Origin of the sequence: Microbulbifer sp. CNSA002, assembly GCF_047324085.1 — a bacterium.
Classification (GTDB): Bacteria; Pseudomonadota; Gammaproteobacteria; order Pseudomonadales; family Cellvibrionaceae; genus Microbulbifer.
Genome location: NZ_CP172449.1, coordinates 1,633,267 through 1,659,329, shown reverse-complemented (window position 1 = coordinate 1,659,329; position 26,063 = coordinate 1,633,267). Strand labels below are relative to the sequence as shown.

Annotated in this window: 25 protein-coding genes; 11 read left to right on the top strand and 14 right to left on the bottom strand. The window is 49.6% G+C overall.

From position 1 onward, the window contains the following. Positions 1-4 precede the first annotated feature (4 nt). Positions 5-1,993: a bifunctional tRNA (5-methylaminomethyl-2-thiouridine)(34)-methyltransferase MnmD/FAD-dependent 5-carboxymethylaminomethyl-2-thiouridine(34) oxidoreductase MnmC gene (gene mnmC, locus ACG1BZ_RS07415; protein ID WP_413665054.1), complete on the top strand. Its 1,989-nt coding sequence runs from the start codon at positions 5-7 to the stop codon at positions 1,991-1,993. On the opposite strand, the gene ACG1BZ_RS07410 is transcribed toward mnmC, so the two are convergent. Then, a complete protein-coding gene (locus tag ACG1BZ_RS07410; RefSeq protein WP_413665053.1) occupies positions 1,986-2,621 on the bottom strand; it encodes a DUF502 domain-containing protein in 636 nt (211 codons plus the stop codon). The two genes, mnmC and ACG1BZ_RS07410, sit on opposite strands and share 8 nt — an antisense overlap. Before the next feature lie 9 nt (positions 2,622-2,630). Between ACG1BZ_RS07410 and ACG1BZ_RS07405 the strand changes: the two genes are divergently transcribed. Beyond that, positions 2,631-3,443, top strand: coding sequence for a glutaminyl-peptide cyclotransferase (locus ACG1BZ_RS07405; RefSeq protein ID WP_413665052.1), 813 nt, complete (start codon positions 2,631-2,633; stop codon positions 3,441-3,443). Here the strand turns inward: ACG1BZ_RS07405 and ACG1BZ_RS07400 are convergent. After that, the gene (locus ACG1BZ_RS07400; protein WP_157953964.1) at positions 3,427-3,855 is read right to left on the bottom strand and encodes a hypothetical protein; all 429 of its coding nucleotides are present in this window, start codon (positions 3,853-3,855) and stop codon (positions 3,427-3,429) included. The genes ACG1BZ_RS07405 and ACG1BZ_RS07400 overlap by 17 nt on opposite strands. A 153-nt stretch (positions 3,856-4,008) precedes the next feature. Between ACG1BZ_RS07400 and recQ the strand changes: the two genes are divergently transcribed. Next, entirely contained in the window at positions 4,009-5,814 is a 1,806-nt protein-coding gene (gene recQ, locus ACG1BZ_RS07395) for a DNA helicase RecQ (RefSeq protein ID WP_413665051.1), read from the top strand. Positions 5,815-5,912: 98 nt separating this feature from the next. Beyond that, positions 5,913-7,424, top strand: coding sequence for a CoA-acylating methylmalonate-semialdehyde dehydrogenase (locus ACG1BZ_RS07390; RefSeq protein WP_413665050.1), 1,512 nt, complete (start codon positions 5,913-5,915; stop codon positions 7,422-7,424). A gap of 72 nt (positions 7,425-7,496) precedes the next feature. Here the strand turns inward: ACG1BZ_RS07390 and ACG1BZ_RS07385 are convergent, their stop codons facing one another. After that, positions 7,497-9,422, bottom strand: a complete 1,926-nt coding sequence (locus tag ACG1BZ_RS07385) for a cytochrome c peroxidase (RefSeq protein ID WP_413665049.1) — start codon at positions 9,420-9,422, stop codon at positions 7,497-7,499. Positions 9,423-9,799: 377 nt separating this feature from the next. On the opposite strand from ACG1BZ_RS07385, the gene ACG1BZ_RS07380 reads away from it, so the two are divergent. After that, the gene (locus ACG1BZ_RS07380) at positions 9,800-10,042 is read left to right on the top strand and encodes a hypothetical protein (protein ID WP_413665048.1); all 243 of its coding nucleotides are present in this window, start codon (positions 9,800-9,802) and stop codon (positions 10,040-10,042) included. 114 nt (positions 10,043-10,156) lie between these two features. On the opposite strand, the gene ACG1BZ_RS07375 is transcribed toward ACG1BZ_RS07380, so the two are convergent. The 3 genes from ACG1BZ_RS07375 to djlA form a co-directional block, all read right to left on the bottom strand. Next, complete coding sequence (locus ACG1BZ_RS07375; protein ID WP_413665047.1) at positions 10,157-11,002, bottom strand: OmpW/AlkL family protein; 846 nt, start codon at positions 11,000-11,002, stop codon at positions 10,157-10,159. A 428-nt stretch (positions 11,003-11,430) separates the two neighbouring features. Further along, positions 11,431-11,739, bottom strand: a complete 309-nt coding sequence (locus tag ACG1BZ_RS07370) for a BolA family protein (protein ID WP_282933570.1) — start codon at positions 11,737-11,739, stop codon at positions 11,431-11,433. Positions 11,740-11,785: 46 nt separating this feature from the next. Then, positions 11,786-12,571, bottom strand: coding sequence for a co-chaperone DjlA (gene djlA, locus ACG1BZ_RS07365; RefSeq protein ID WP_413665046.1), 786 nt, complete (start codon positions 12,569-12,571; stop codon positions 11,786-11,788). A 236-nt stretch (positions 12,572-12,807) separates the two neighbouring features. Between djlA and ACG1BZ_RS07360 the strand changes: the two genes are divergently transcribed. The 3 genes from ACG1BZ_RS07360 to ACG1BZ_RS07350 all read left to right on the top strand — a co-directional run bounded on the left by ACG1BZ_RS07360 (position 12,808) and on the right by ACG1BZ_RS07350 (position 15,336). Further along, complete coding sequence (locus ACG1BZ_RS07360) at positions 12,808-13,413, top strand: hypothetical protein (RefSeq protein WP_413665045.1); 606 nt, start codon at positions 12,808-12,810, stop codon at positions 13,411-13,413. A gap of 136 nt (positions 13,414-13,549) precedes the next feature. After that, positions 13,550-14,968 (top strand): allophanate hydrolase, encoded by a 1,419-nt coding sequence (atzF, locus tag ACG1BZ_RS07355; protein ID WP_413665044.1) that lies wholly within the window; start codon positions 13,550-13,552, stop codon positions 14,966-14,968. Positions 14,969-14,982: 14 nt separating this feature from the next. Beyond that, positions 14,983-15,336, top strand: a complete 354-nt coding sequence (locus ACG1BZ_RS07350) for a hypothetical protein (protein ID WP_413665855.1) — start codon at positions 14,983-14,985, stop codon at positions 15,334-15,336. On the opposite strand, the gene ACG1BZ_RS07345 is transcribed toward ACG1BZ_RS07350, so the two are convergent. After that, on the bottom strand, positions 15,263-16,144 hold the full coding sequence (locus tag ACG1BZ_RS07345; RefSeq protein ID WP_413665043.1) for a LysR substrate-binding domain-containing protein: 882 nt from the start codon (positions 16,142-16,144) through the stop codon (positions 15,263-15,265). The two genes, ACG1BZ_RS07350 and ACG1BZ_RS07345, sit on opposite strands and share 74 nt — an antisense overlap. A 91-nt stretch (positions 16,145-16,235) precedes the next feature. On the opposite strand from ACG1BZ_RS07345, the gene ACG1BZ_RS07340 reads away from it, so the two are divergent. Both ACG1BZ_RS07340 and ACG1BZ_RS07335 read left to right on the top strand, forming a co-directional pair. After that, positions 16,236-16,886 carry a hypothetical protein gene (locus ACG1BZ_RS07340; RefSeq protein WP_413665042.1) on the top strand — a complete coding sequence of 217 codons (651 nt, stop codon included), beginning with the start codon at positions 16,236-16,238 and terminating at the stop codon, positions 16,884-16,886. Beyond that, positions 16,887-17,534 carry a type 1 glutamine amidotransferase gene (locus ACG1BZ_RS07335; protein WP_413665041.1) on the top strand — a complete coding sequence of 216 codons (648 nt, stop codon included), beginning with the start codon at positions 16,887-16,889 and terminating at the stop codon, positions 17,532-17,534. Positions 17,535-17,625: 91 nt separating this feature from the next. Here the strand turns inward: ACG1BZ_RS07335 and ACG1BZ_RS07330 are convergent, their stop codons facing one another. The 4 genes from ACG1BZ_RS07330 to ACG1BZ_RS07315 form a co-directional block, all read right to left on the bottom strand. After that, a complete protein-coding gene (locus ACG1BZ_RS07330; protein ID WP_413665040.1) occupies positions 17,626-18,072 on the bottom strand; it encodes a hypothetical protein in 447 nt (148 codons plus the stop codon). Positions 18,073-18,338: 266 nt separating this feature from the next. Then, positions 18,339-19,655: a sodium ion-translocating decarboxylase subunit beta gene (locus ACG1BZ_RS07325; RefSeq protein ID WP_282933579.1), complete on the bottom strand. Its 1,317-nt coding sequence runs from the start codon at positions 19,653-19,655 to the stop codon at positions 18,339-18,341. A gap of 19 nt (positions 19,656-19,674) precedes the next feature. Then, positions 19,675-21,465 carry a sodium-extruding oxaloacetate decarboxylase subunit alpha gene (gene oadA / locus ACG1BZ_RS07320; protein WP_413665039.1) on the bottom strand — a complete coding sequence of 597 codons (1,791 nt, stop codon included), beginning with the start codon at positions 21,463-21,465 and terminating at the stop codon, positions 19,675-19,677. A gap of 53 nt (positions 21,466-21,518) precedes the next feature. Next, positions 21,519-21,755 carry an OadG family protein gene (locus ACG1BZ_RS07315; protein ID WP_282933580.1) on the bottom strand — a complete coding sequence of 79 codons (237 nt, stop codon included), beginning with the start codon at positions 21,753-21,755 and terminating at the stop codon, positions 21,519-21,521. 565 nt (positions 21,756-22,320) lie between these two features. Between ACG1BZ_RS07315 and ACG1BZ_RS07310 the strand changes: the two genes are divergently transcribed. Beyond that, positions 22,321-23,325, top strand: a complete 1,005-nt coding sequence (locus ACG1BZ_RS07310) for a tRNA dihydrouridine synthase (RefSeq protein ID WP_413665038.1) — start codon at positions 22,321-22,323, stop codon at positions 23,323-23,325. A 66-nt stretch (positions 23,326-23,391) separates the two neighbouring features. Here ACG1BZ_RS07310 and ACG1BZ_RS07305 read toward each other — a convergent pair whose 3' ends face one another. The 3 genes from ACG1BZ_RS07305 to ACG1BZ_RS07295 are packed head-to-tail and all read right to left on the bottom strand — an operon-like array spanning position 23,392 to position 26,055. Next, on the bottom strand, positions 23,392-24,177 hold the full coding sequence (locus ACG1BZ_RS07305) for an outer membrane lipoprotein-sorting protein (RefSeq protein WP_413665037.1): 786 nt from the start codon (positions 24,175-24,177) through the stop codon (positions 23,392-23,394). Beyond that, positions 24,170-25,384, bottom strand: a complete 1,215-nt coding sequence (locus ACG1BZ_RS07300) for an ABC transporter permease (protein WP_413665036.1) — start codon at positions 25,382-25,384, stop codon at positions 24,170-24,172. The genes ACG1BZ_RS07305 and ACG1BZ_RS07300 overlap by 8 nt, the downstream gene beginning before the upstream one ends. After that, entirely contained in the window at positions 25,372-26,055 is a 684-nt protein-coding gene (locus tag ACG1BZ_RS07295) for an ABC transporter ATP-binding protein (protein WP_413665035.1), read from the bottom strand. Before ACG1BZ_RS07295 ends, ACG1BZ_RS07300 begins: the two co-directional genes overlap by 13 nt. Between the last annotated feature and the right edge of the window lie 8 nt (positions 26,056-26,063).

Here is a 26,063-nt window from a genome sequence, read left to right as displayed (position 1 = left end):
TATTGTGAGCGAACCGGACAAGAAGTACGCAGAAATTGAATGGCGTGAAGATGGCCAGCCGCTGTCTCGCGCCTACGACGATATCTATTTTTCCAGCGCCTCCGGCCTGGAGGAAACCCGCTACGTTTTCCTGCAGCAAAATGCCCTGGCTGAACGCTGGCAACAGCTCGCGGAGAGCGGCACCTTTACCATCGCCGAGACAGGCTTCGGCACCGGCCTGAACTTTCTCGCCGCCGCAGAGCTTTGGCAGAAAACGGCCCCGGAAAGTGCTCGCTTGCACTTTATTTCGGTCGAGAAGTTCCCGCTGCGTCCCAACGACCTGCGCAGGGCACTGGATCTCTGGCCACAACTGGCCCCGTTCGCTCAGCCTTTGATTGATAGCTACCCTCCCCTGCTGGCCGCCGGCATTCACCGGCTGCACTTTGGCCCAGTCAGCCTGACCCTGATTATCGGGGAGGCAAGTGAGGCCCTGAACAGCTTGCTCCTGCAAAGGGACAGCGATCACCAGGTAGACGCTTGGTTCCTGGACGGTTTTGCCCCAGCCAAGAACCCGGATATGTGGACACCAGAGCTGTTTAACAACATGGCCGCTCTGAGCAGTCCCAGCGCCACTTTCGCCACCTTTACCTGTGCCGGGCTGGTTAAGCACGGACTCCGTGATGCCGGTTTTTCCCTGCGCAAGGTTCCCGGCTTCGGGCACAAAAGAGAGATGCTGTGTGGCACTCTGGAGAGCCCGCAAGTGAGCGAAACCAGAGAAACTCCGTGGCACCTGCCTCACCAGGAAAGCAAGCCTCCTAAAACCGTCGCTATTGTCGGCGCGGGAATAGCCAGTGCCACTATTGCCCGGGCACTGGCAGAGCGCGGCATCGATGTTCAGGTATTTGAACAGGGTGAGGAACCCGGCTCTGGCGGCTCTGGGAATGACCAGGGAATTCTATACGCCAAGTTATCTCCCAAGCCCGGCCCCAACGGAGACTTCAATCTCCACGCTTTGATGTTTGCCCAGCGCTACTACCGCAGCCGCTGCTCTAAAGTGAGCCACTTCAGCGGTCTGCTTCAATTGGCGCAAACTGAGCGGGAACAGCAATTACAGAGTCAGGTTGCCGCCACACTGGCGGAGAGCGATGGGCAGCTATTGGCTGAACCTGTCGATGCTCGAGCGGCCAGCTCCCTGGCCGGCGTCGACCTACCCGTGGGTGGACTGCACTTTCCTCACGCCGGGTGGATTGAACCGCGCAAAGTCTGCGCCACTTTATTGCAGCATCCAAATATCACCCTGCACAGCAACAGCTTGGTAAAAGAATTAGAACGAGAATCGAGCGGTTGGTCAGTAAAAACAGACCGCAGTGACTTTCAATTTAATGCGGTAGTTCTGTGCGGTGCCAATGATATTCGCCAATTTGCCCCTGCGGCGGCCCTCCCCCTGAAGCCAATTCGCGGGCAGGTGTCCAGAGCAACGGCCACTGAAAATTCTTCGCAGTTACAAATGGCTTTGTGCGGTGAGGGTTATATCACTCCTGCCTATCAAGGGCGTCAGAGCTTTGGTGCCACCTTTAAGCTTAAGGAGACCGCTACTGACCTACGAGTTAGCGAGCACAGCGAGAATCTACAAACCCTGGCAGAGCTACTGCCGCAAATAGCAGATGAGTTCTCACAACAGTCTCTCACTGGCCGAGCGGCTTTGCGCGCAGCGACCCCCGACTACCTACCCTTAGCCGGCCCCTTACCCAACTGGGACTCTATCAGCGATACCTATGTCGCACTGCGCAAGAATCGCAAGCAGTACGTTCCCGAGCGGGCTGACTACCAGCAAGGCCTCTATGTAATGGGAGGCTTGGGTTCCCGTGGCTTTACCTACGCACCACTAACAGCCGAGGTACTGACTGCCTGGATGCTCAACGAGCCCCTTCCGGTCAGCGCAACCCTGGCCAAAGCACTGCACCCGGCTCGCTTTGCCATTCGCGATCTGGGTAGAAACCGGGATATCAAGTAGAGGAGGCTCCAGTCTCCTTCTTCTCTGAAGACAGCAAGTTGGCACTGCCGGAACCACAGGCGACGATCGTCTTCATCGCCGCCTCAACACTCACGCCGGGCAGCATTTCTACGCACTCTGCCGGCACGTGAAACACAAACCCGGAGGTGGGTACCGGCGCTGTAGGTACATAGACAGTCATATCTCCATTGGGATGTTGAGAAGTGACAATTGCGGTGACAGTGAGCGGATTATCAATGCCGTGAATGCGGACCTTGGCTACCGGCCCCGCCAGCACACCTTCACCACCGCCACCAATAAACTGGATCACCACATCTTTGATGGTACTGTAACCCGGCGCCAGGCGTCCCAACCAGTGATCCACATGGCGGTGTAACCAGCTGCCAACACTGGTTTTCACCAACAAACCAATCGCGAAACAACCACCAAGGATCAGGGCTATCACCACGAGCCTGGCAAGGGTATTCTTAAATTCTGTATGCGCCTCAAGCCACACCACAGCGGGAGCTACAAGATCACTAACTTGACCGAACAGCCACTGAAACAGCAGGACAAAGATAGCTATAGGCAGCACCACTGCAAGTCCACCCAGCAGCGTCAAAGTGATAAAAGTTTTAATTCTGGTCATAGGCTATTGATGAACCGACTTCTCTTGAACAGCTGGATGCTGTTATTGCTTTACGCCCCGTGGCCGCAAAGTGCAGCTGCAGAGACACAACTCCAAACAATCCCTTTTTCCATCCTGGAAGAGCGCCAGCGTGGAGGGGACCATTTCACCCAGGGGCTTTTCTTTGATGGTCAACGCTGGTGGGAGAGCAGTGGTCGCTACCGCCGCTCCTGGCTCGCCGAGTATACCGACCCTGGGGCCAATCCAGTAAGACGCAAATGGCTTGCTAGGAATCTTTTCGCCGAAGGGCTCACAGTTCTCAACGATAAACTTTACCTGCTGACCTACAAGGCGGGAGAGGTCCATGTCTACCACGCAGACAAGCTCCAACATTTGAAGGTCATGTACTATCGAGGCGAAGGCTGGGGCCTCACCAGTAATGGCCAGCAGCTGATTATGAGTAATGGCAGTGGCGAACTGGTTTTCCGTGATCCCGATACTTTTGAGGTAGTGCGACACCTCAAAGTTCAAGGCGGAGGTAAAAATTGGTCCAGACTCAATGAATTGGAATTTGCCCAGGGCCTGATTTGGGCAAATATATGGCAAGAAAAACAGATTATTGCCATCGATCCAGAGAGTGGCCAGGTGCGCGGCATTATCGATCTCAGCGCTCTCAATCCGGCCGGCAGAAATCATCCTGACACCGTGGCCAATGGGATCGCCTGGGACAAAGCCAAAAATGGGCTCTGGGTAACTGGAAAGTACTGGAAACAGCTCTATTTGATTCGCCCTGCTGGACTGGGCTTTGAGCGTACCAGTAGAGTTTCTAACGCTGATCCGTAACGGTCAGCACCCCCCCATCCCGGAGATAGTCCATCGCAGACAACTGCAACTGCAAGCGATAGCCGTGCCCCCGGCTCTGTAGGCTGACGCCTTCCAAACTCGCCTCGCCGTCATACAGCGTGGTGAATTTCCCTTCTTCATTTTCCCACTGAATATTTTCAACTTTTTGCATGCCGGGTAACTCAAGAGTGACCACTGTGAACTCTTCCGGCAAAGGCTGTAGCTCGACCTGGGCAACACCCGATGCGGTCGCCAGGGAAAATGCCAGTTGGTTTTCCGGTGCTGTTTGCCACCCCAGGTGAGTGTCAGCAACAACAGATTGAACCAGATTATGTGGGGAGGTGGAGGCGCACCCCAGAAGTCCGGCAGGAACCGTCAACGACAACACAGTTGACAAAATCAATGTGCGCATAGCCCTATCCTTAGCTTGCCGCTGTGATGGCGTAGGATTATAACCCGCGAAATATGTCACAGGCGTAAAGCCGTCAATTTCATTCAATTTCAGCGGCATACTCATCAATAAACATACCACGCGCGATCGAGCCACAAGGTATACTCCCCGCCCATGAATTCCCCACAACATATTCTCGAACACGTTTTTGGCTATACCGATTTCCGCGATCCTCAAAAAGCAGTTATCGACACACTGGTAGCCGGCAATGATGCCCTGGTATTAATGCCCACCGGCGGTGGTAAATCCCTGTGCTACCAGATTCCCGCCCTGGCGCGCCCCGGGTGTGGAGTTGTAATCTCCCCCCTGATTGCCCTGATGCAGGACCAGGTAGAAGCTCTTCAGGAAGCCGGCATCCGCGCCGCTTACTTGAATTCATCAGTGGCCTATGACGAAATCCAGGCAATCGAAAGCCAGCTATTACACGGTGAGCTGGATCTCCTCTATCTAGCCCCTGAGCGGTTGCTACAGCCACGAACCCTGTCATTACTGCAACGGGTAGAACTGTCGCTGTTTGCCATTGATGAAGCCCACTGTGTTTCCCAATGGGGGCATGACTTTCGCGCCGACTATCTGCAACTCAACTGCCTGCACGAGCAATTCCCCCGGGTACCCCGTATTGCCCTGACAGCGACAGCAGACAAGCGCACCCGTGCAGAAATTGCTCGCCGCTTGGACTTGGAAGAGGCCCGCCACTTTGTCAGCAGCTTCGACCGCCCCAATATCCAGTACCGCATTGAGCCCAAGGACAACCAGCGCCGCCAACTGCTGCAATTCTTACAGAATGGACATCAGGGCAACGCCGGGGTTATTTACTGTCTGTCCCGAGCCAAAGTGGAGAACACTGCGGAGTGGTTGAGCCAGCAGGGCTTCACTGCCCTGCCCTATCACGCCGGGCTACCCGCCGAGACCCGCGCCGAGCACCAGCGCCGCTTCCTGCGTGAAGAGGGTGTCATTGTTGTCGCCACAATTGCATTTGGCATGGGGATTGATAAGCCGGATGTGCGTTTCGTTGTTCACCTGGACCTACCCAAAAGCATCGAAGCCTACTATCAGGAAACGGGCCGTGCGGGCCGCGATGGTGGGGCCTCAGTTGCTTTACTCCTCTACGGTCTCGAGGATGTGGTAAAGATCGGCCAGATGGTGGAGTCCTCAGAGGGCAGCGAAGAGCACAAGCGCCAGGAACGCAGCCGCCTGAATGCCATGCTCGGGCTGTGTGAAATCACCAGCTGCCGCCGCCAGGCCCTGCTGGACTATTTTGCGGAACCACTGGACAACCCCTGCGGCAACTGTGATACCTGCCTGGAGCCACCTGCCACCTGGGATGCCAGTGAGGCAGCGGTAAAACTACTCTCCTGTGTCTATCGCACCGGACAGCGCTTTGGCGCCAGCCACGTGATCGATGTACTGCGCGGCTCCGAGAACGAGAAAGTCCGCAAATTCGAGCACGACCAGCTCTCCACTCATGGCATCGGCAAAGACCTGAGCGCGGCCGAATGGCGGGCAGTCGTGCGGCAGCTGATTGTTCGCGGCTACCTGGAGGTCGAGGGAGAATTCCAGGGGCTGAGGCTCACTGAAATTTGTCGCCCGCTGCTGCGCCGGGAAGAGACTCTCAACCTGCGCAAGCTTCCCCCGAAAGCAGCGCGCTCGCAGAGCCGTGACAGTCGCAGTCTGGATGATCTCAGCCCAGAAAACCAAGTGCTTTGGGAAGCCCTGCGCAACTGTCGCAAACAGTTGGCAGAAGAGCGCGGCGTGCCGCCTTATGTCGTCTTCCACGATGCGACCCTGCGCGGCATGGTACAAGCCCACCCACAAACACACAGCGAGCTATTAGCGGTTTCCGGCGTTGGAGACAGTAAGCTCGAACGCTTCGGCGATGCATTTTTAGCGGTTCTCAGGGATTTTCCCAAACACGAATAACTCCGAACAGTCGGGAGCTTTTCCCCAAAACACAGAGCTGTGTTACAAAGGGGCAAAGCAGTAGAACAATAATTGATAAACCCGACTGAGAGAGAACTATGAAAGTAATCGGCCACCTGATTAATGGCAACATGGTTAATGACACCGGTGCCGCAGGTAACTCCGAACTCCAAGAGGTCACCAACCCCTCCACCAACGAAGTGATCGCCCAGGTTTCGTTAGCCTCTAAAGCGACTGTTGAAGAGGCCATTAGTGCAGCTGAAGCAGCCTTCCCCGCTTGGCGAAACCTTCCGACGGCCAAGCGAGTACGAATTATGTACCGCCTGCGAGACCTGCTGCAGGAGAACGCCGCAAAGATTTGTGAGCTGATTACCCTGGAACACGGCAAAGTCCTCGACGATGCGATGGGGGAATTACAGCGGGGCATCGAGAATATCGAGTACGTTTGCTCTACTCCGGAAATGCTAAAGGGCGAACACAGTAAAAATGTCGGACCGGCAATAGACTCCTGGAGCGAATTCCAACCGCTGGGTGTTTGCGCCGGCATAACCCCCTTTAACTTCCCCGCTATGGTTCCTCTGTGGATGTGGCCCATGGCAATTGCCTGCGGCAATACCTTTGTACTAAAACCCTCCGAACGCACCCCCTCCTCTGCCCTGTTTATCGCGGAGCTGGGTATAGAGGCCGGCATCCCCACAGGGGTATTAAATGTGGTCAACGGCGGTAAAGAGGCCGTCGATACGCTCTTGACCGATAAGCGCGTCCAAGCGGTGAGCTTTGTGGGATCGACACCGATCGCAGAGTATGTCTACAGCACAGGCACCGCCCATGGAAAAAGAGTGCAAGCGTTTGGTGGCGCCAAGAACCACGCGATAATCATGCCAGATGCCGACCTGGACAACGCTGCCGCTGCCCTGATGGGTGCAGCCTATGGTTCCTGCGGCGAGCGCTGTATGGCTATCTCTGTCGCTGTAGCGGTGGGTAATGAAACCGCCGATGCCCTTGTTGAGAAACTCAAAGTGCAAATTGCTGATCTGAAAATCGGCGATGGAATGGACAGCCATAGCGATATGGGGCCACTGGTCACCCGGCAACACTTACAAAAAGTTGAAAACTATATTGCCGCTGGTATCGAAGAAGGTGCGGAACTGGCTGTAGATGGACGCAACCAGACCGTTTCCGGTTTTGAAAATGGTAATTACCTGGGCGCTTGCCTATTCGATCGTGTCACCCCGGAAATGTCGATTCACAGCGGCGAGATTTTTGGCCCGGTACTCTGTGTGATGCGTGTCGAAACCATGCAGGAAGCCATGGATATTATCGATGCCCATGAATATGGCAATGGTACCTGCCTGTTCACCCGTGACGGCGAGGCAGCACGCTATTTTAGCGACAATATTAAAGTTGGAATGGTCGGTATTAATGTACCCCTGCCGGTACCGGTAGCCCACCACAGTTTCGGCGGTTGGAAGCGTTCATTGTTTGGTGACCTTCACGCATATGGACCCGATTCAGTGCGTTTCTACACCAAACGCAAAACCATCACCCAGCGCTGGCCTGCCAGTGGGGTGAGGGAAGGTATTCAGTTCAGTTTCCCCTCAAATCAGTAAGCATTAGGGTGGCAGCCCCCCAGATTTCCCCTTCAAAAAAAGTGCCCGATTTTGCCGGGCACTTTTTTCTTACTATAAAGAGTTCCCCTCCTGATCTACCGCATCCAGCTGACGGCCATCCGGACCTCCATCTCTCGGCGGAATCAATACATCGATTTCTGGAGTCCCCGGTAACGCACTGGGATCAGTCAAAGCCCGAAGAAACTCAGCTAAAATTTCGATTTCGTCATCGGACTCGCCACGATTTGCTGGGCTATCACCAACCAAGTCCATGGTAAGCTGATAACCATTAGGTGCGACAATATCAACACAACCGCTGCCCAAATACTCGAACTGCTCCAGCTCACACAAATCTGCAACAGTATCGGTCAAGGGTGTGCCAGTATCATCAACACCAAAATAACTTTGGATGGAATCCAAAGTATTGAAGTAATGAGAGATATTTCGCTCTAAACTGCCAAACTGTCCCGCGTGCCCCCATGGACCGGAAATGGAAACATTGAGAAGCGACGGCACCCTATATCTTTCCAAATCGCTACCATCTTCATTGGTACCGACTCCAATTTGTGGATAGCGAAACCCCCTGGACGTTTCCAAAGTAAAAAATGGCCCATCATGGCATTGTGCACAAGCAGTGTTGGTGTAAAACAGGATTCCACCACGTTTCTGCATCTCAGTCATGGCATCATCATTGCCATCAAGGAAGTCAAAGAAAGGGTTATCAATAAATAGCTGGGAAGCCTGGTAGGCAGCCAAGGCTTCAGACACCCGCAGGAAAGTTTTTTCGCTATCCCCAAAAGCGTCTTCGAAAAGTGAATCCCACTCATCACTCAAACCAGACGCAATGTTCTCGCGATAATCGCTATCACTGGCAAAGCTTCCCCGCTCACCCATTTCCTCTGCTGTAACTACAGGAAAGTGGGCCTGGGCCATCAACAGTGTCAGGGAATTACTGGCTATCTCTTCAGAAAAACTATTTACGTCATCAGAGACATCTCCATCATCAGTTCTGACCTGATTGGCTAAATAAGTAGCTTTATCCTCAATGTTGTTAATACCTGTTCTGAAACTGACTCTCCTATCCCAAAAAAGGCTATCCGACCAAATAGCAGAATTACAGGTGGGGGGCGAGTTACGCGGTAATAGCGGCATCAGATTACCATCGCTTCTACCGGGCCCCAATAAGTCAGGATTTACCGTATTTACACCAATCGGTAACGACAAACCATCACTGCCACAACCCAGTGTGGGGTGGTGACAAGATGAGCACGAAGAATCGTTATTTAAACTCAGGGATTTACTGTGAAATAAGCGCATTCCCAACTCAATAAGTGCGGGATCTTCCTCTCTGCGCAGCCGCGCCACATAAGCTCTTAATGCGCCTACTCGATCTCCCAGGCTTATAACCTCTGCGGCAGCCCTAAGACACTCATTCAGGTTTTCTGTAGCTATATCCCATACATCGCTAACTCGCTCACCCGCCGTACATTCATCGAGACGTGCAATTGTTGTATTTACTTCTGCAAAGGTTGTATCGACGGAGGTGCCGTTATACCAGTCATCGTCTCGATCGCTATCCAGTGTCCTTGCAACATCCTCATTTGACGGCTCACTGTAGCTACCGTCACTGACTTTCACCGCAGCGCTGTAGCTATATTTTGTACCGCTGGACAAACCACTATCTTCGAACCGCTCAGCCTGCGTCTCCGCTATCTCTTCACCATCGCGATATATTAAATAGGAAACATCACCACTCTCATTTGGCTCCCAGGAAATACGGATAGTGGAAGCCGAAGTCGTGACGGCTATTAAGTTCGAGGGAGACTCCAAATCTGTAGACACCTGCCCCCCACTGGAACCAGAGCTATCGTCACCTCCAGAGCTGCCACTGCTCCCTCCACCGCCACACCCCCAAAGCAGGAGCACCGCAAAAACAGCCAGGATACGCGTATTTACAGACAACAATAATTTTAAATACTTCTTAAAAAATAAATTCATCTTTAGTTTTATTTATTGGTTAAATAAACGAGCTCCAAATTACTCAACAATCAAGGAGCCTCTTGCGCAGGATTATCAATTCACAAAAAACAGAGTCAACAACAACATTAAACCTCCATAAAAGAATGAGAACCAATCGAGCATTATTTTTAAAAAAAACCCCCAAAAAATAAAAAGAAGAAACACACTTCGAAAGTGACCAAAACCAGACCCTCATCCACAAAACCCAAAATGTAAGCAACACAAGTAATCGCACCAAGAACAATCAAGCACCATTAAGAGAACACTTACCACACAGATAACACCTCCAGACTTCAAGTTAATTACTTTATATTTGGAAGATGGGATCATCTGCTTACCAACAAACGAGAAAAACAATGAAAATAACAGGCCTCACTGTCGCACTAATTGCTGTACTTCTCTCTGCCAACCCAGCACATGCACAGGAGGATGCATCCTTTAAGAAATGTAAAAAGTGGCAACAAAAAATTGAGCACTTCCGCGAAGAGAGAAAAGATGGCGGATCAGGAGAGCAGATGGAAAAATGGAAAGACAAGATAAGAAAGCTGAGAGAGAAATTTAAAGAATATAAATGTGATCAATATAAGCGTCACTTATAATCAAGGATTGATAACTGCAGCACCCAAGAAAGGTTAAGCGCCTTCCCCTTAATATCAAATGTGCGTTAAATAAAAAAAGGACGCCGAAGCGCCCTTTTTTGGCTGCATGACTGATTACCAGTGGAAATCAAACTTGTAGCCTACACCAATATTGAATGACCAGGGGTCAAAGAGATAATCACCACCAAATCTGTGGCGATAGAACTCATTGTCATCATTGGTATCGAACCAGAAGGCATCCACCTCAATATCGGTATCTACATCATAGTAAATAGCGGCAAGGTTAATCAGCCAGCTACTATCATGACCGAAATTAAAGTCGACACCAATTTGCCAAGTGTAACCCCAGTTATCACCCAGGTTTACACGACCATCCCAGGGCCGGAAAACTTCAACATCATCATCGAAATCCCACCAACCCCAATGTCTCAGGCGCTCATCGGTAAAGTCGGTATAGTTAATACCTACTCCCATATAAGGCTGAACCATGCAGCTGGGATCTAAAGGATAATAATTCAGATAAGCAGCCGTGATTTGAGGCTTCCATCTAGCGAAATCGCGACGGCGGTGGAACTCATCAAAGTCCGGGTTAAAACGACGTAACCAGGGTCTGTTATCTCCTCCTGTGTGGCGGTCACCCTCGGTGTAACTCAGGGATACACTCATATGGTCGGTAGCCCGCCACTCTACATTGATAAACCAGCCCCACTCATCACTGGGATCAATGTTAGAGCGGAATGCACCCCAGTCGTCAATAAAGTCATCTGGCCCTTCGAGCCATCTGTCAGCAAAAGTGGCATTGTCCGAATTAGGCGAGATATAGGCCCCACCAATTCGAACCTTAAACTCCTGGGTCTTTGGTGGGGGGGGGGCATAGCCAGCCGGTCCTGCCGAAGCGACACTAGAGATTGCTAAGGCGAGGGGCGTCATAACGGGGATCAGAATACGCGTCATCTTCATTTGTGGTAACTCCATTGATATTCAGCAGATCAAACAGCAATCAGCCCAATCAATGGTCAGTCTAGTCGCACGAAGTAACAGGTGTAGAAAAAACAAACAAATGTTGGCGTGTAAAAAAGTATTTATTGTTTTCTGGCACTTAAACCGCTTTTTGGCGTTTAATTTTCCCGAACAAAGTATGATTTTTAAAATGGATAGGCGCCTCTTGGAATTCTAGCGGCCACCAGAGCAAGAGAGATATGAAGAGATCTAAATTATTAAACAAAAAATAGACGCCATTTCACCACTGATTCTTACAACCAGCAAAAGCTTATGAGGGCTTTCGTGACGCAAAAAGAAACTAAATTTTTTGAATGGCTGCTTACATGAAAAACGCGACAGGCCCCAGAACTGGAACCTGTTTGAGTTGTTTTAAATAAAGCGCTGAATTACGACTTTTTTCCACCACCCTGGCATTCAGGACTCTGAGGGGCCTGTCCCTCCCACTCTTCCGGGCTGTAAGTGTGCAGAGCCAGAGCATGTATTGGGCCAGCCATTTCTTCAGACAAAGCCGCATAGACTTTTTGATGGCGCTGCACTTTCCTTGCCGAATTAAACGCCTCACTCACCAAAACGACCCGAAAGTGCATTTCAGAGCCAACAGGCACATTGTGCATATGGCTTTCGCATTGCACTTCAATATGCTGAGGCGAAAATTCCGCAGTCAGTTTATCTTTAATTGTCTCAGCAAGACTCATCTATCAACTCCTTTATTTGCGATACAGCAAGGCTACTTTCCAGAACCTAGCTGACAACCTTAGCCTGTTGCTTTCTCGCCTCAACAATCGCTTCATAGGCAACAGTAATACTTTTCATCTGATCATCAGCATGACGCATAAACTCTTCAGGCAACCCCTTAGAAGCAATTTTATCTGGATGATACTCTGCTGCTTTTCGGCGATAAGCTAATTTAAGCTCTTTATCGCTGGTCTCCGGGGTACAACCCAACACTGCGTAATGCTGCTCCAGATTTGCAGCCGTACTCCTACCCCCGTGAAAAAACTCATTTTGCATTGCCGCAAATAAAGATTCATGCAAGCCAAGATCAACAGTGATGCGTTTTAAAATTTCTTCTTCTGCGCTATGTAATTCACCATCGGCATAAGCAACAGCAAATAATAGGCGATACACCATTTCCCGCATTGCTTGATCGCGAACCAGCTGGCGATACTGTTTTGCGTAATCGTAAATGCTGTACTTATCAGTCTTGGCATTTTCAAAAATACGGATTGCATGCTTGCGCTCCTCAGTGCCCAGACGGAGGTTGTTTCTAATAAAGCCCTCTATAAACTCCACTTCAGCTTTAGAAACCAGGCCATCTGCCTTAGCCATTTTTGCCAACATCGAAAATAGAGTCACGATGAAGATTGTCTGGGCTCCATCCCTGCTCAGGGCCGAAGCAGCCTTCCCGAGGCGCTGCTGCAAACTGGAACCAAATGAACTGCCGATCCAGGCTCCCAATGCCGCACCAATTGGGCCGCCAAACATAAAACCAAAGCCTGCACCTAACCCCGCCCCTAACCAGGACATACACTCTCCTAGACGCTAAAAGTCGCGCCCGCTATATAAGAATCAAACAAGTAAAACGCGCCTATCATACCACGTACTAAGGCGCCTTAATCCCCAAATATGAATCACTGGTCACAACCCAATAGAACTGAACCCGCCAGGTCTATCTTTTGACGCGGCAATCAATCTCGAAACTATCACTAGTCCTCAGGCCCAATTATGTTTGAGAGTGAAAATCGAACTTAAAGGCAAGCCGAATGAAAATGCGGCCAGACACAGCTCTCTTTCGCCCCCTATTGGCTTTGTGTGCCATAGCACTCCTCACGTTAACCGGTTGCGATCAACATCGAGGTGCATCCCAGCAAGAGGAGGCCAGCAGCACTCCAGGGCACCAGGACTGGGAAACTATCGTAGAGGTCCTTCTGCACCCCCGCTGCCTCAATTGCCACCAGTTGGAGATGCCACTTATTAATGAAGGGGCTCCCCATGTTCCTAGAGTGGAGCGCGGTCCAGATAATATGGGGGCAGGTACCATGCGTTGCAATAACTGCCATTCAAGTAAAAACAACCCTGTTACCGGTGCGCCTGGAGCTCCAGGGTGGGTTATGGCACCCATTGAGTTGAACTGGTCACAAAAATCCTCGGCTCAAATCTGCAAGCTGCTAACTACTCCCCAAGACAACGGCGGGCGAGCACCAACCAGTCAACTGGAGTTTGTCAGTACCAGCCCACTGGTATTGTGGGGATGGCACCCCGGAGACAGCCGCCAGCCGGTAAATATCCCCCACGACAAGTTCATTGAAGCAATGAAAGGCTGGATTGCAGCAGGGACACCCTGCCCACCAGAGAGGGCATCAAACTAATTATGTATTTGCTAAATCTAAAATTATGCGGTTTACAGTGAGATGAAAATTCTTGAAAAAATATAATCTTAGTAATAAAAACATCGAAATAAATAACAGTTCGGTATCTAGTTGAAGTTATTCTCGGAACCCTTTTATGGCCCACGATTTAACGCTAGACCATCTAAGAAATACCTACTCCCAAGGTATTACAACACCGCGTGAACTCATTGCCAGTCTATTAAAGCAAGCACTGCAGCAAGCCAATTATAACGCCTGGATAACTCTATTAACGCGAGAAGAGCTAGAGCCCTATCTAGAAGCATTGGACCGAATAAGGCCCAGCGATCTGCCATTATACGGAGTGCCCTTTGCTATCAAGGATAATATTGATCTTGCTGGAGTACCTACAACAGCAGCCTGCCCAGACTTTAGCTATATCCCTCACGAAAGCGCATTTGTTGTAAAGCTATTGATTGAAGCAGGAGCTGTGCCGCTCGGCAAAACCAATCTCGATCAATTCGCCACCGGCCTAGTAGGTGTTCGCTCCCCTTACGGAGAAGGTAAAAACTCTTTTAACCAGGAGTATATTTCTGGCGGGAGCAGTGCGGGGTCAGCTATTGCCACAGCACTTGGGCAAGTCAGTTTCGCTTTGGGAACAGATACTGCTGGCTCTGGTCGGGTACCTGCGGCACTCAATAATTTAATAGGCCACAAACCCACTCGGGGACTGCTGAGCACTACAGGGGTTGTCCCCGCCTGTAAAAGTCTCGACTGCGTGTCAATATTCACCCTAAATTGTCAAGATGCCGCCAGGCTACTTGATATTACGGCGAAGTTTGATTCAGCCGATATCTATAGCCGTACCACCCCATCTTCAAATAGGCTGCGGTACTTCCAGGAAAGCTTCCCTAACAATAAGATCAGTTTTTCTTTTGGTATACCTGAGCAACTTGATTTTCAAGGGAACAAAGAAACCCAGGCACTCTTTAATCAATCTATCAAAAAATTAAAAGTGCTGGGCGGACAGGCTGTAACTGTAGACTTTAATCCTTTTATAGAAGCGGCAAAGCTACTATACGAAGGTCCCTGGGTAGCCGAGCGCTGGATTGCAACTCAAGGTGTAAAACCGAAATCCATGCTTGAGGTAATCCGGAAGGTTATTAGCTCCGCGGAAACAAAAACTGCAGCTGATGCTTTCTTGGGACAATACCGCTTACAAGCACTAAAGAGAATCTGTGATAAAAAACTGGAGAATGTCGATTTTATCATTATTCCCACTATACCGACTGCTTACACCCGCCAGCAAATAGCCAAGCAACCCATTCAAAGAAATTCTATTCTCGGAACCTACACAAATTTTATGAATTTATTGGACTATTCTGCGACCGCAGTGCCCGTTGGCTTTCTTAGCTCCGGAATTAGTTGGGGAGTCACTTTGTTTAGCCAGAAACATTGCGATATGTCCCTGCTAAGTTTTTCTAATAGTTTACACCAGGCCTGTAATCTCCCATTGGCTGCTACAGGAGAACGCCCGGGAGAGACATCTAACCAAGACAGCAGCTCTCGCCATTAGCTACACCGGACAAGCTGGCAAAAATTGTAGTCTGTGGTGCACATCTCAAAGAGCAACCTCTCAACTGGCGACTCACTGAGCGGGGAGAACAGTTACATCAGAAAACAACAACCAGTCACCAATACCGACTCTATGATCTCCCCGAGGAGGAGCGCCCCGCTCTGGTTCGCGATGAATCAGGAGATGGGCAAGCCAACCAGGTGGAAATATGGCAGTTACCAAACGAATATTTCGGCAGTTTAGTTGCTGCAATACCCTCTACGGAAGCTGGCTTAACTGGCTCCAATCCAAACATTAAGCCCACTCGGCAAATTTACTTAGCCAGGAGGCATTCGTTTTCCTTCCTACCACAAAGAGCTCTTCACTAGATTTTATATCGCCATCCTCCACCCTAACGATTACCCCACCTATTTCAGTTATCAGAGGCTCTGGCAGAAAAGCGAGCAGCCTGTTATTTTTTACTAGCTGGCAAAGAACCCCATAATCATTTACAACGACCTGCACCTTGCGAGGATAATTAATTTCTGGCCAGCCATCGCTACCTATCCCCCGCTCTTCACCACAGAAGGGGGATATCCTCGGCGCGGCAAATGGATATTGCAAGATATTTGACAGTGAAGCCTTCACCTCAACCCCCTGCTCCACTATCAAAGAGTGATCAGGCCCTGCAGCAATACACATTGATACTGAGCCAAGTGGCCGAGCATCCATTGTGGATGACAACTGCCCCAAAACCGCTCCGGTTATCAGGGCCAGGTCTACCTCCCCTCTGGATAACATCTTCAATGCCAAGGCTTCATAGGCCGATGTGAATGACAACCGCCCCCCTGCTTCCTCAGTAATAAACTTGCGGTAGATAAATGTACCCCAGGCTAGTTGCAGCATGGTCGGAGCAGCAATTCGGCACTCCTGATTTACCTTTAGCTCGCCAACTTCAGAACGAATTCTTCTGGCAATCGCCACCATCTCAACCGCCCGACTTTGCAGTCTGCGGCCTGCTTCATTGATTTTCAGTTGCTTGCCAACTCGATCAAACAGGCGAGTACCCAGCTCTCCCTCCAGCCGTTTTAGGGTTTTACTCAATCCGCCTGGGCTCGTATCCAGCCTGTCTGCGGAGCGCTGCAGGTTCTCCGTCGCAGCAATCACTAGGAACTTCTCAAGTGCTTCTATTTCCATAGTGGAATCAAATGTCTCTATTTTTGAATCGATTATTCACTAGAGTACTCTTAGAATCCCCTGCATCCAAGGTCATAGCTACACAAAACCGATGAAAAATATTCTTCTATTTTTGGCGCTGACAATCAGCTCAAGCTTATGCTTCACACAATCTTCATTAGCACAAAGTGACAATTCGGTCGGCATTCATGGCATGGCCCTGTTTACCGTCGGCGGGCAAATTATTGCCACACACATGCCACTACATGGCGGAAAACACAGTCATCAAGTTATTTTGGAATTGGAGACTGATGACCAGGAGGAGGTGCAAAACCTCCTCAAGCGAAACGAGTTAGTTACATTGCTTCCAGAGGAATTTTCTTTACGCGAACTACGCGAGGGAAAACTCAATGCCTTTAACGCCCAAATGTTTACAGGGCATTTTGAACGAGGAGGAAAACTTGCGCTGCAAGCTGTTGCTTTCCGAGTAACCTCTCGACTAATAGACAGCCCCCTTACCCGAACAGAAAATGGGCACTACCAATTAATACTCCTTAAAAATTACACTTTGCTTGTGCATGAAATTGCATCCACCCCCAGCTTCGACCAAATACTGCTGGTCAGCACCGACCATAATTTTTCCAGCGACATTTATAGCAGCAGTTTAAAACCGCTTTCGAAAGATAGCTGGCCAAAAAGCCTAACTAAAGCCGGCATCCACTATAAGGAAGAGCTGTATTTTGAAAGTCAGGATTTCCAGTAAATGACCAAACCGATACTGATTATCCAACATGAGGAGAATGAGGGCCCGGGGTATATTTATGACTGGGCTACAGAGAAGCGAATACCGCTTTCTATCATTAACCCCCAGAAGTCACCACTTCCTCAAAGCGGCTTTAGCGGAGTTATTATCCTTGGTGGGATGATGAACGTTTGTGAGCGCGCAAGGCTCCCCTGGCTTGCCAATGAGATTGCATGGGTAAAAAACTGCATTGAACTTCCGATCCCAATATTGGGCATCTGCCTTGGGGCACAGATTCTTGCACATGCATTGGAAGCAGAGATTCGCCAGCTTCCTCAAGAGGAAATAGGCTGGCTACCTATAAGGTCTACAACAGCACTGAATTTTAATTTAGAGAATGTGTTCCAGGCACATAGTTATTTTTTTGAAATTCCGGAGGGGGCAAGCTGCTTGGCTGAATCTGATTTGTGCCCTCATCAGGCGTTTATATTCGGCAAAAATGTGTTGGGATTACAATTTCATCTAGAGTGGTCACAAACGGATGTTGCCAAGTTATTTCCCGAACACTTTAAAATCCACGGCTCCCCAGAGGCGCTTCATCGCAAAGGGCGCGATTTATTATTTCAGCTGCTTGATGCGCACTTCACACAGTTAAATGTGAGTTTTTGATACTATTGATTGGGTGGGCGGAATTGGGGAATTCAGCAGGCTTCATAAACTGAATTTCCCCTAACACTCACAAACCAATTCAACAGCTCATCTATTCAGAGCACTTGATCCTTGACTCAGAGCAAAAACCACTGCGTTGGGTGCAGAGTTCAAGTAATTTCCCCTTCGCCTCAATACGGCTAAAGCCATTTGAATGCATGCCTCCCGCCACTGGATCCTTCATATAACAAGCCCACTTAGGACGCTCCTCTACTGGAGCTGACGGTACCAGTTCGGGCTGAGCGTCAATACTCGCCTGCAACTCCAAAATCAAGTCCTGAAGCCGATGGACATTTTTTCGCAACTTAACCACTTCTTTTTCTAAGTCACGAACATTTTCAGCTCCAGCACCGTGCTTGTGATCAGAGTGTACTTCTTTACGGAGCTTAACTACCTCTTTCTTTAACAGGCGGACTTCTTCCGCAGTTTGATGATTATCATGTGCAAATGCACTGGTGGAGAAAAGAGCTAAGGCAATTAAGAATGGCAAACTACGCATTGGGGTTACTTCCTAATGAATTTTTATTCCAGTAAAAATTTTGGGAGGAATATAGCGCAACTAACCTTAACTCAAAATGAATTCTATCGATGGAGATGCTCTGTTGACCGGATTAACATACCTACTCCAGCTATGACTGCCTCTTCACATTATTTAAATCAGAAGGATCTGTTTTAACCAGCAAAAGCGGACAAAATGCATTTGTTTTAGGTCAACAAAAAAGGGCGAACACTGTTCGCCCTCTCTTCCAAAGCCATGGATTTTGGTTACCCGCCAGTAAGGCTCCGCACCATACTGATCATCACGCCCGCAGCCACCGCAGAACCGATAACACCGGCTACGTTGGGGCCCATTGCGTGCATCAATAGGAAGTTATGAGGATTGGATTCGAGCCCTACTTTGTTGGACACTCGCGCAGCCATAGGTACGGCAGAAACACCGGCAGAACCAATCAATGGGTTAATCTTGTGCTTGCTGAATACATTGATCAACTTAGCCATCAACACGCCAGCCGCAGTGCCGATCGCAAACGCCACAATACCCAAAGCCAAAATCCCCAGGGTTTTAGGATCGAGGAATTTGTCTGCCGCCAATTTCGAACCAACGGAAAGACCCAGGAAAATAGTGGTGATATTGATCAGCGCGTTCTGAGCAGTGTCCGACAAGCGGGAAACGACTCCGCACTCACGCATCAAGTTACCAAAGCAGAACATACCCAACAGCGGTGCAGCAGCTGGCAGGAACAGGGCCACCAAAATCAGCAGCAACATCGGGAAGGCAATTTTTTCCCGCTTGCTCACATGGCGCAATTGCACCATTTCAATTTTGCGTTCCTGCTCAGTAGTCAGGGCTCGCATAATCGGCGGCTGAATCATAGGCACTAGCGCCATATACGAATAAGCCGCTACAGCTATAGCCCCCAACAGGTCCGGGGCCAATAGGCTGGAAACATAGATAGCTGTGGGGCCATCTGCTCCACCGATAATACCGATCGCAGCGGCATCGGCGATTGAGAAGTCCATGATTCCCGCTACCGAGAGACCCACAGCACCGAGCACCGTGGCAAAGATCCCAAACTGGGCCGCTGCACCGAGGAACAAGGTGCGCGGATTGGCTAGTAGCGGACCAAAGTCGGTCATAGCCCCTACGCCCATAAAAATTACCAACGGCGCAATGCCGGAAGCAATAGCTACGGAATAGAAGTTATACAGCATACCGTTATTGAAACCGGCATCCCGGGCAAACTCAGCTGCTTGTACCTGCACGGCTGCCGGCGCACTGGCCAGAGCTTCCTTTAGCGCGGGTAAAGCTGAAGTACTATCAAGGCCCAGGATCTGGGCCATTTGCGCCAAAACAGCTCCATCTCCCTGGGTAAGGGCTGTCTCTGCGGCTGAGAGTGCCAAATCGGCACCAGGAATATTGGCCAGGATCCCGCCGAAACCGATAGGTACCAAAAGCAGGGGCTCAAAGTTTTTGCGAATGGCCAAAAACAGCAGGCCCAGGCCCACCAAAATCATAATGAACTGGCCCGATGCCATCTGCGCGACACCGGAGGAATGCCAAAGAGTAATCAGATTATCCACGTGTGACTCCTACCTTTGGCTATGCAATGGACAGCAGGGCATCACCCACCGCCACTGAATCGCCTTCTTTTACTGCCACACTGGCGACGTTACCGGCACGAGGGGCACTCACCACAGTTTCCATCTTCATCGCTTCCAGTACTAACACCGCCTGGCCTTCGCTCACCTGATCCCCAGGCTTCACCATTACTTTGAAGATATTTCCAGCGAGAGGCGCATTAACCGGCTCACCTCCGGTAGCAGGCACGGAAGGTGCACTAGCTGCAGATGCTGGAGCACCACCGGACACCGGAGCAATATTGGTTAAGTCGCCACCATCGGCCACAGTGACGGTGTAGCTCTGTCCCTCTACAGTCACGGTGTAAACTTCTTCACCTTTGTCGTTCTTAACTGCAGCACCTTCATTACCGGTAGGTACTGGCTCGAAAGCTTCTGGATTACCACGGTTTTTCAGGAACTTCAGGCCAATCTGTGGGAAGAGTGCATAGGTAAGCACATCGTCGATCTCCCCCTCACCATCGGTCAAGACTACATCCTGTTCACCCGCTTTCTCTTGAAGCTCCAGAGTCAATTTGTCCAACTCCGGTGCCAATAGGTCCGCCGGACGGCAAGTAACCGGATTAGCGCCATCAAGCACCCGGACTTGCAGCTCCTGGTTAACTTCAGCAGGCGTCGCACCGTACTCACCTTTCAAGACTCCGGCAGTCTCTTTAGAGATCGACTTGTAACGCTCTCCAGTCAGGACATTGAGCACCGCCTGGGTACCCACAATCTGGGAGGTGGGGGTAACCAGCGGGATAAAGCCCAGGTCTTCACGCACCCGCGGGATTTCCTCTAGCACATCATCCAAGCGATCCCCGGCGCCCTGTTCGCGCAGCTGGCTCTCCATATTGGTGAGCATGCCACCCGGCACCTGGGCCACCAGGATGCGGGAGTCCACTCCTTTCAAGGAACCCTCAAACTTCGCGTACTTCTTGCGGACGTTACGGAAGTAGGCCGCAATTTCTTCCAGCAGGTTAATATCCAGCCCGGTATCCCGCTCAGTGCCTTCCAAAATCGCCACCAACGCTTCGGTTGGGCTGTGACCATAGGTCATGGACATAGAGCTGATCGCTGTGTCCACGTTGTCGATACCCGCCTCAATACACTTGAGAGCGGTAGCCGTAGATAAACCAGTAGTAGCGTGGCACTGCATATGGATGGGGATGTCCACGGCGGCCTTCAAACGTTTCACCAGCTCGTAGCCCTCATAGGGGCGCAGCAGACCGGCCATGTCCTTGATCGCGATGGAATCCGCTCCCATATCCTCAATCTGGCGCCCCAGATCCACCCACAAGTCCATGGTGTGTACTGGGCTCACGGTATAGGAGATGGTGCCCTGAGCGTGCTTCTCTTGTTTCTTCACCGCAGCCAGTGCGGTTTTCAGGTTGCGCATATCGTTCATCGCGTCGAACACGCGGAACACGTCTACCCCATTGACTGCAGCGCGCTCTACAAACTTCTCAACCACGTCATCCGCATAGTGGCGGTAGCCGAGAATATTCTGTCCCCTGAACAGCATCTGTTGAGGCGTATTCGGCATAGCTTTCTTCAATTCACGAATACGCTCCCAGGGATCTTCGCCGAGATAGCGAATGCAGGAGTCGAAAGTGGCACCCCCCCAGGACTCCAGAGACCAGAAGCCAACTTTATCGAGCTTCTCAGCAATCGGCAGCATATCGTCCAGTCGCAGTCGGGTAGCGAACAGTGACTGGTGGGCATCGCGCAGGACTACATCGGTAATCCCCAATGGCTTTTTAACCTCAGTCATGGGTTATCTCTCTCGGCAGAAATTATTGGAAATTGTTTGGAAGCGATTGGCGGTTAGCGTCTTTTGCGATGCTGTTCGATCGCAGCTTTAATCACCGCATGTAAATGGGCCTTATCATTCCCAGCGGTTGGGGAAGGCGCGTGGGATACGGGCTCCGCTTCGGGGAAATAGCGGGAGATGACTCTCGACATAATACCGGTACCGATCACCAGTAATAGCAGAAAAGTAAAAACAATTCCCATACCAAACAGGGTGATATCTAGCCCCTGTTGCAAAAGTGTTTCTTGCACTGTTTATTCCCCCTGGCACCAGGCAATAAAACCAGCCATCCTGGACGGTTTCATCCGTGCCCGTAACACTATGAATTTACGTATCTATTTATTCAGGACAGCTGAAACACCCCAATTGATATTTTGTGCGTATGTAAAATCTTCGCTCACAATTAAACAAATTTATGTTGTACAACCAATAAACTTGCCCGGGAAAATCTCACTTAGCCCAGCCGTCCCAAATTTCTGCACATCGGAATCTTATTCCCTAGACCGGTAATTTCAACCGCCGCTGCACCTGATCCTCCCCCAAAAAGAGCAGGCACACAGGAAAAAATTCGTTAGTTCCAAAATGCTGATATTTTTCTATTATCAATACAAGTTGCTTTTAAAATCAAACACTTATTGGTTTCAGGGGCAACGGAGGGGTCTAAATTGCCACGCCCAATTTTGGTGCGAAACATCAATAGGCTGAGTTTATTTCTCCTACTTTTATATACTGAAGAATGATCGTTTTTGCGCCATTACAATAACTTGCTGATAGAATATGCGCCTTTAGATTTATGATTTACCTCTCAACTGACTTATGACCGACAAGACACCTACCCCAGAACCTACGATTTACCAGGCACCAATGGAGGGGGTAATCGACCATCACGTACGTGCCCTGCTCTCCGCCATTGGAGGGGTCGATATCTGTGTTACAGAGTTTGTTCGTGTCACTAATACTCGCTTGCCTCGCAGAGTATTCACCCGCTTGTGCCCAGAGGTCGACAAAGGTGCAAAGACCCCAAGCGGGATTCCAGTACGGTTACAGCTGTTAGGCGGCAACCCCAATGCAATGGCAATTAATGCAGTAAAAGCAGTTGAGTTCGGTGCTACAGCAATTGATCTCAATTTCGGCTGCCCTGCAAAATCAGTGAATAACAGCGACGGTGGCGCCTGCCTATTGCAAAGCCCTCACAGAGTGGAAGCTATTGTAGGAGCGGTTCGCCGCGCTGTCCCGGAAAACATCCCTGTCACCGCAAAAATCCGACTGGGCTTTAATGATCGCTCTAGCTATATGGATAACGCCCAGGCCGCAGCAGCTGGCGGCGCAAATGAACTGGCAGTACACGCTCGCTCCAAAGTCGATGGCTATAAACCCCCAGCCTACTGGGAATACATCGGTGAAATTCGTCAAAAACTCGAAATCCCAGTCATTGCCAACGGGGATATCTGGACACTTGAGGAATTTCAACGCTGCCGTGAAGCAACCGGATGCCAAGCATTTATGTTTGGTCGCAGCCTGCTAGCCAGGCCAGATTTGGGCAAGCAGATAAAAGCCTACTGCTCAGGTGAGAGCTATACAGCAATGGGCTGGCAAGAGATTATTGAAATTCTTTGGGGTTACTATCAAACCACCCGAGAAGTTTACCCTTCCAAGTATCTGGGCAATCGTATTAAGCAATGGCTCGCTTACTTGAAATTGGCTTTTCCTGAAGCCCAATTGTTCTTTGATAAAATAAAACGTCTCAGGGAGGCAGAAGAGCTTGATAGAGCTTTTTCCGAAGAGCGGAAAATTCAAATAGCATCAATTGAGGCAGCCTAATTTTCCGCACCTCTGCCAGTATCGGAATTGATACTGGCAGAGGCAGTTACCCGCTCAGATCCACTCTCACAGATCCATCTTTGACTGCCGACTCAAGTAAGCCGGATTGTAAAATTTTTCCGCTAACTGATGCGCAGTGCTACTTTCGTAGTGAACTCTGGTTTCAGTGGTAGCTTTGATGCTATCAACCAAAACCATCTCCTGCACAAATAGCTCTTCATCCTTTATCCCCGATACAAAATGCGCAACCTTAGCCAACTTTCCAGATTTCAAGTAAAGCTCCGCTTGGATTGGGAAGAAACTCTCACTATCAAGCCACAATTTTATCTTTTGATAGCTGGCTCCTTTGGTTTTCGCCTCCAGCTGAAGTTTGTGGGTCAATTTATCCTTTAGAATTTCACTTGCCTCGAATTGCCCCCGATAGTCCTGGCTCCAGGTCAAAGTGGCGATATCACCAATTGAAGCCTCCCCCAGCAATCTTTGCATCGGTGTTATGCGGATAGGGCGGCGGCTGCGGGGCATCAATAGCCAGTAGTTATCCTGCAGCATCAGCATTTTTTGCCCCTCTTCACCAACACCTTTAAATACCACCAATGATTTTCTCTCAGGGCGAGTATAAACATGGTAGCGATCTTCGCTTTCTAACTCTCCCTGTTTAAAAACCTGGATGTTGGTGACAACTTTTGAAGATGACTCTCCAAGACGATAGGAATCGGCTTTGGCCAACATGCTTTCTACCTGTACAGCGGAAAAAAGACTTTCCTTCTCCTCAGTCCCAGCTAAAATAAAGGGAGAGAACATCAGCAACAAACCAATCGCCAAGCTAACTCTGCCTAATCTTAATTTATACATGGACCAATGCCTCAGTAATCGGTTTATTGACACCTTTCCGCGCCGCAAGGAAGGATGAAAAAACACATATCGCAGCTATTGCAACCGAAATCATCCAAGCCAAGTTAATAGAGAAATAAACAGTCAAAGGATACCCCGTTGTTTTTCCCGGAGGTGGCGGCATAGTAATGTCAAACATCATCAACCCAGCGCTTATCAGACCAGCCAAAATAACACCTGCTAAAGAACCCACTACAGCAAGTACTAAAGCCTCCAATATAAACCCAGTTATCAATTCCACTTTGGATGCACCCAGTGCGGACAAGGTACCTATTTCCCGTGTTCTCTCTGTTACCGACATTGCCAGCGTATTGAAAAGCGAGACAAAGATAACCAGTGCCATAATGATGCCCATCAACCCAAAAATTCGATCATAAAGACTCTTCACTCCCTGATAGAAAAAGGCACGATCCTCCCAAGTTGTAATTTCCAACTCTGGAACTAACTCACGCAGTCTTTCCTGCAAGCTCGATGTCTTATCAAGGCTATAGCCATAGATTGCCATGGTTGAGACCCTGTCACTATCTAAAAGGAACTGCGCAGCCTGAACAGAAATATATACTTGACGCTTATCCATATCTGGAACACCAGTCCCGAAAACTCCCCTAACCTTAAAATCCATTGCATTGAGAGCCCCATGAACTGTAGAGGACATTAAAGTAATATAATCCCCAGGCCTTACATTAAGATTTCTTGCGAGATCTTTACCCAGCATAATCTCAGGATCACTGATATCTTCACGGTTTGATAAAATACTGCCCTCAGTGACATTTAGAAAAGGCCCCTTCACCCGAAATTCACTTGGCAATATCCCCTGACCTAAAAAAATAGAAGACTTATCACCATTGGAAATTAACCCTTGCAGATAAACTCTAGGTTGCACAGCCTTCACATTTTCCTCAACCAACAAGTCCCTACGTAATTTATTGGCATTATCTAAACCAAGCTGAAGAGGAAAGTCCTCATCAGAAGAAAAATACCCAGGCTGTGTTAGCACCAAGTGTCCCCCACTACGCGCCGCGCTCTCTTTAAGGGACTGATATGTAAAGAGACCAAAACCTCCGGAGGTCATCAAGGCTGTTACCACAATGGAGATAATGGCAACAGCAAGGAAGCTTCTGCGACGATTGCGTAATAAATTTAAAGCCGCGACTTTTAAGCGATGCATAAAGCACTCTCCTGCAGAATTACACCATCTTTCAATTCAACAACTCTATCGCAATGACGAGTCATTCGATCATCATGACTGGCAACAATAAAAGCTGTTTTTTGCTCCATTCCTAAATTTTTCATCAACTCAATAATTTGTTTTGCGGTAACACTATCCAAGCTGGCCGTAGGTTCATCAGCAATTACCAGTTTGGGCTGATGCACCAGTGCTCGAGCGATTGCTACTCTCTGCTGTTGTCCACCTGAAAGTCGATCTGGCCTGTAGTTGGAAAACTGGGACAGCCCGACATGATCCAACATGCCCATTACACGCCGTCTTACTTCACCTTCTTTCATTCCATTCAAAAGAAGTGGAAAGGCTACATTCTCAAAGGCTGTCATTACCGGAACCAAATTAAACTTTTGGAATACAAAACCCAACTGGGTACGACGGATCTTCATTGACTGCCGATGGCTTTTTCTCAGCACCTCGCCGGCAAAGCAGACTTCTCCGCTGTAATCATGATCCAGTAGCCCGCAAATATTTAACAAGGTACTTTTACCAGACCCCGATGGTCCGCACAGAGCTACCATAGTGCCTGCTCGAATATCCAGATTCACATCTTTTAGGGCCCGAAGTTGAACCTCACCAGAAGTGTAAGTCTTTTCAATATGAGTGAGCTGTAACATAGATTTAC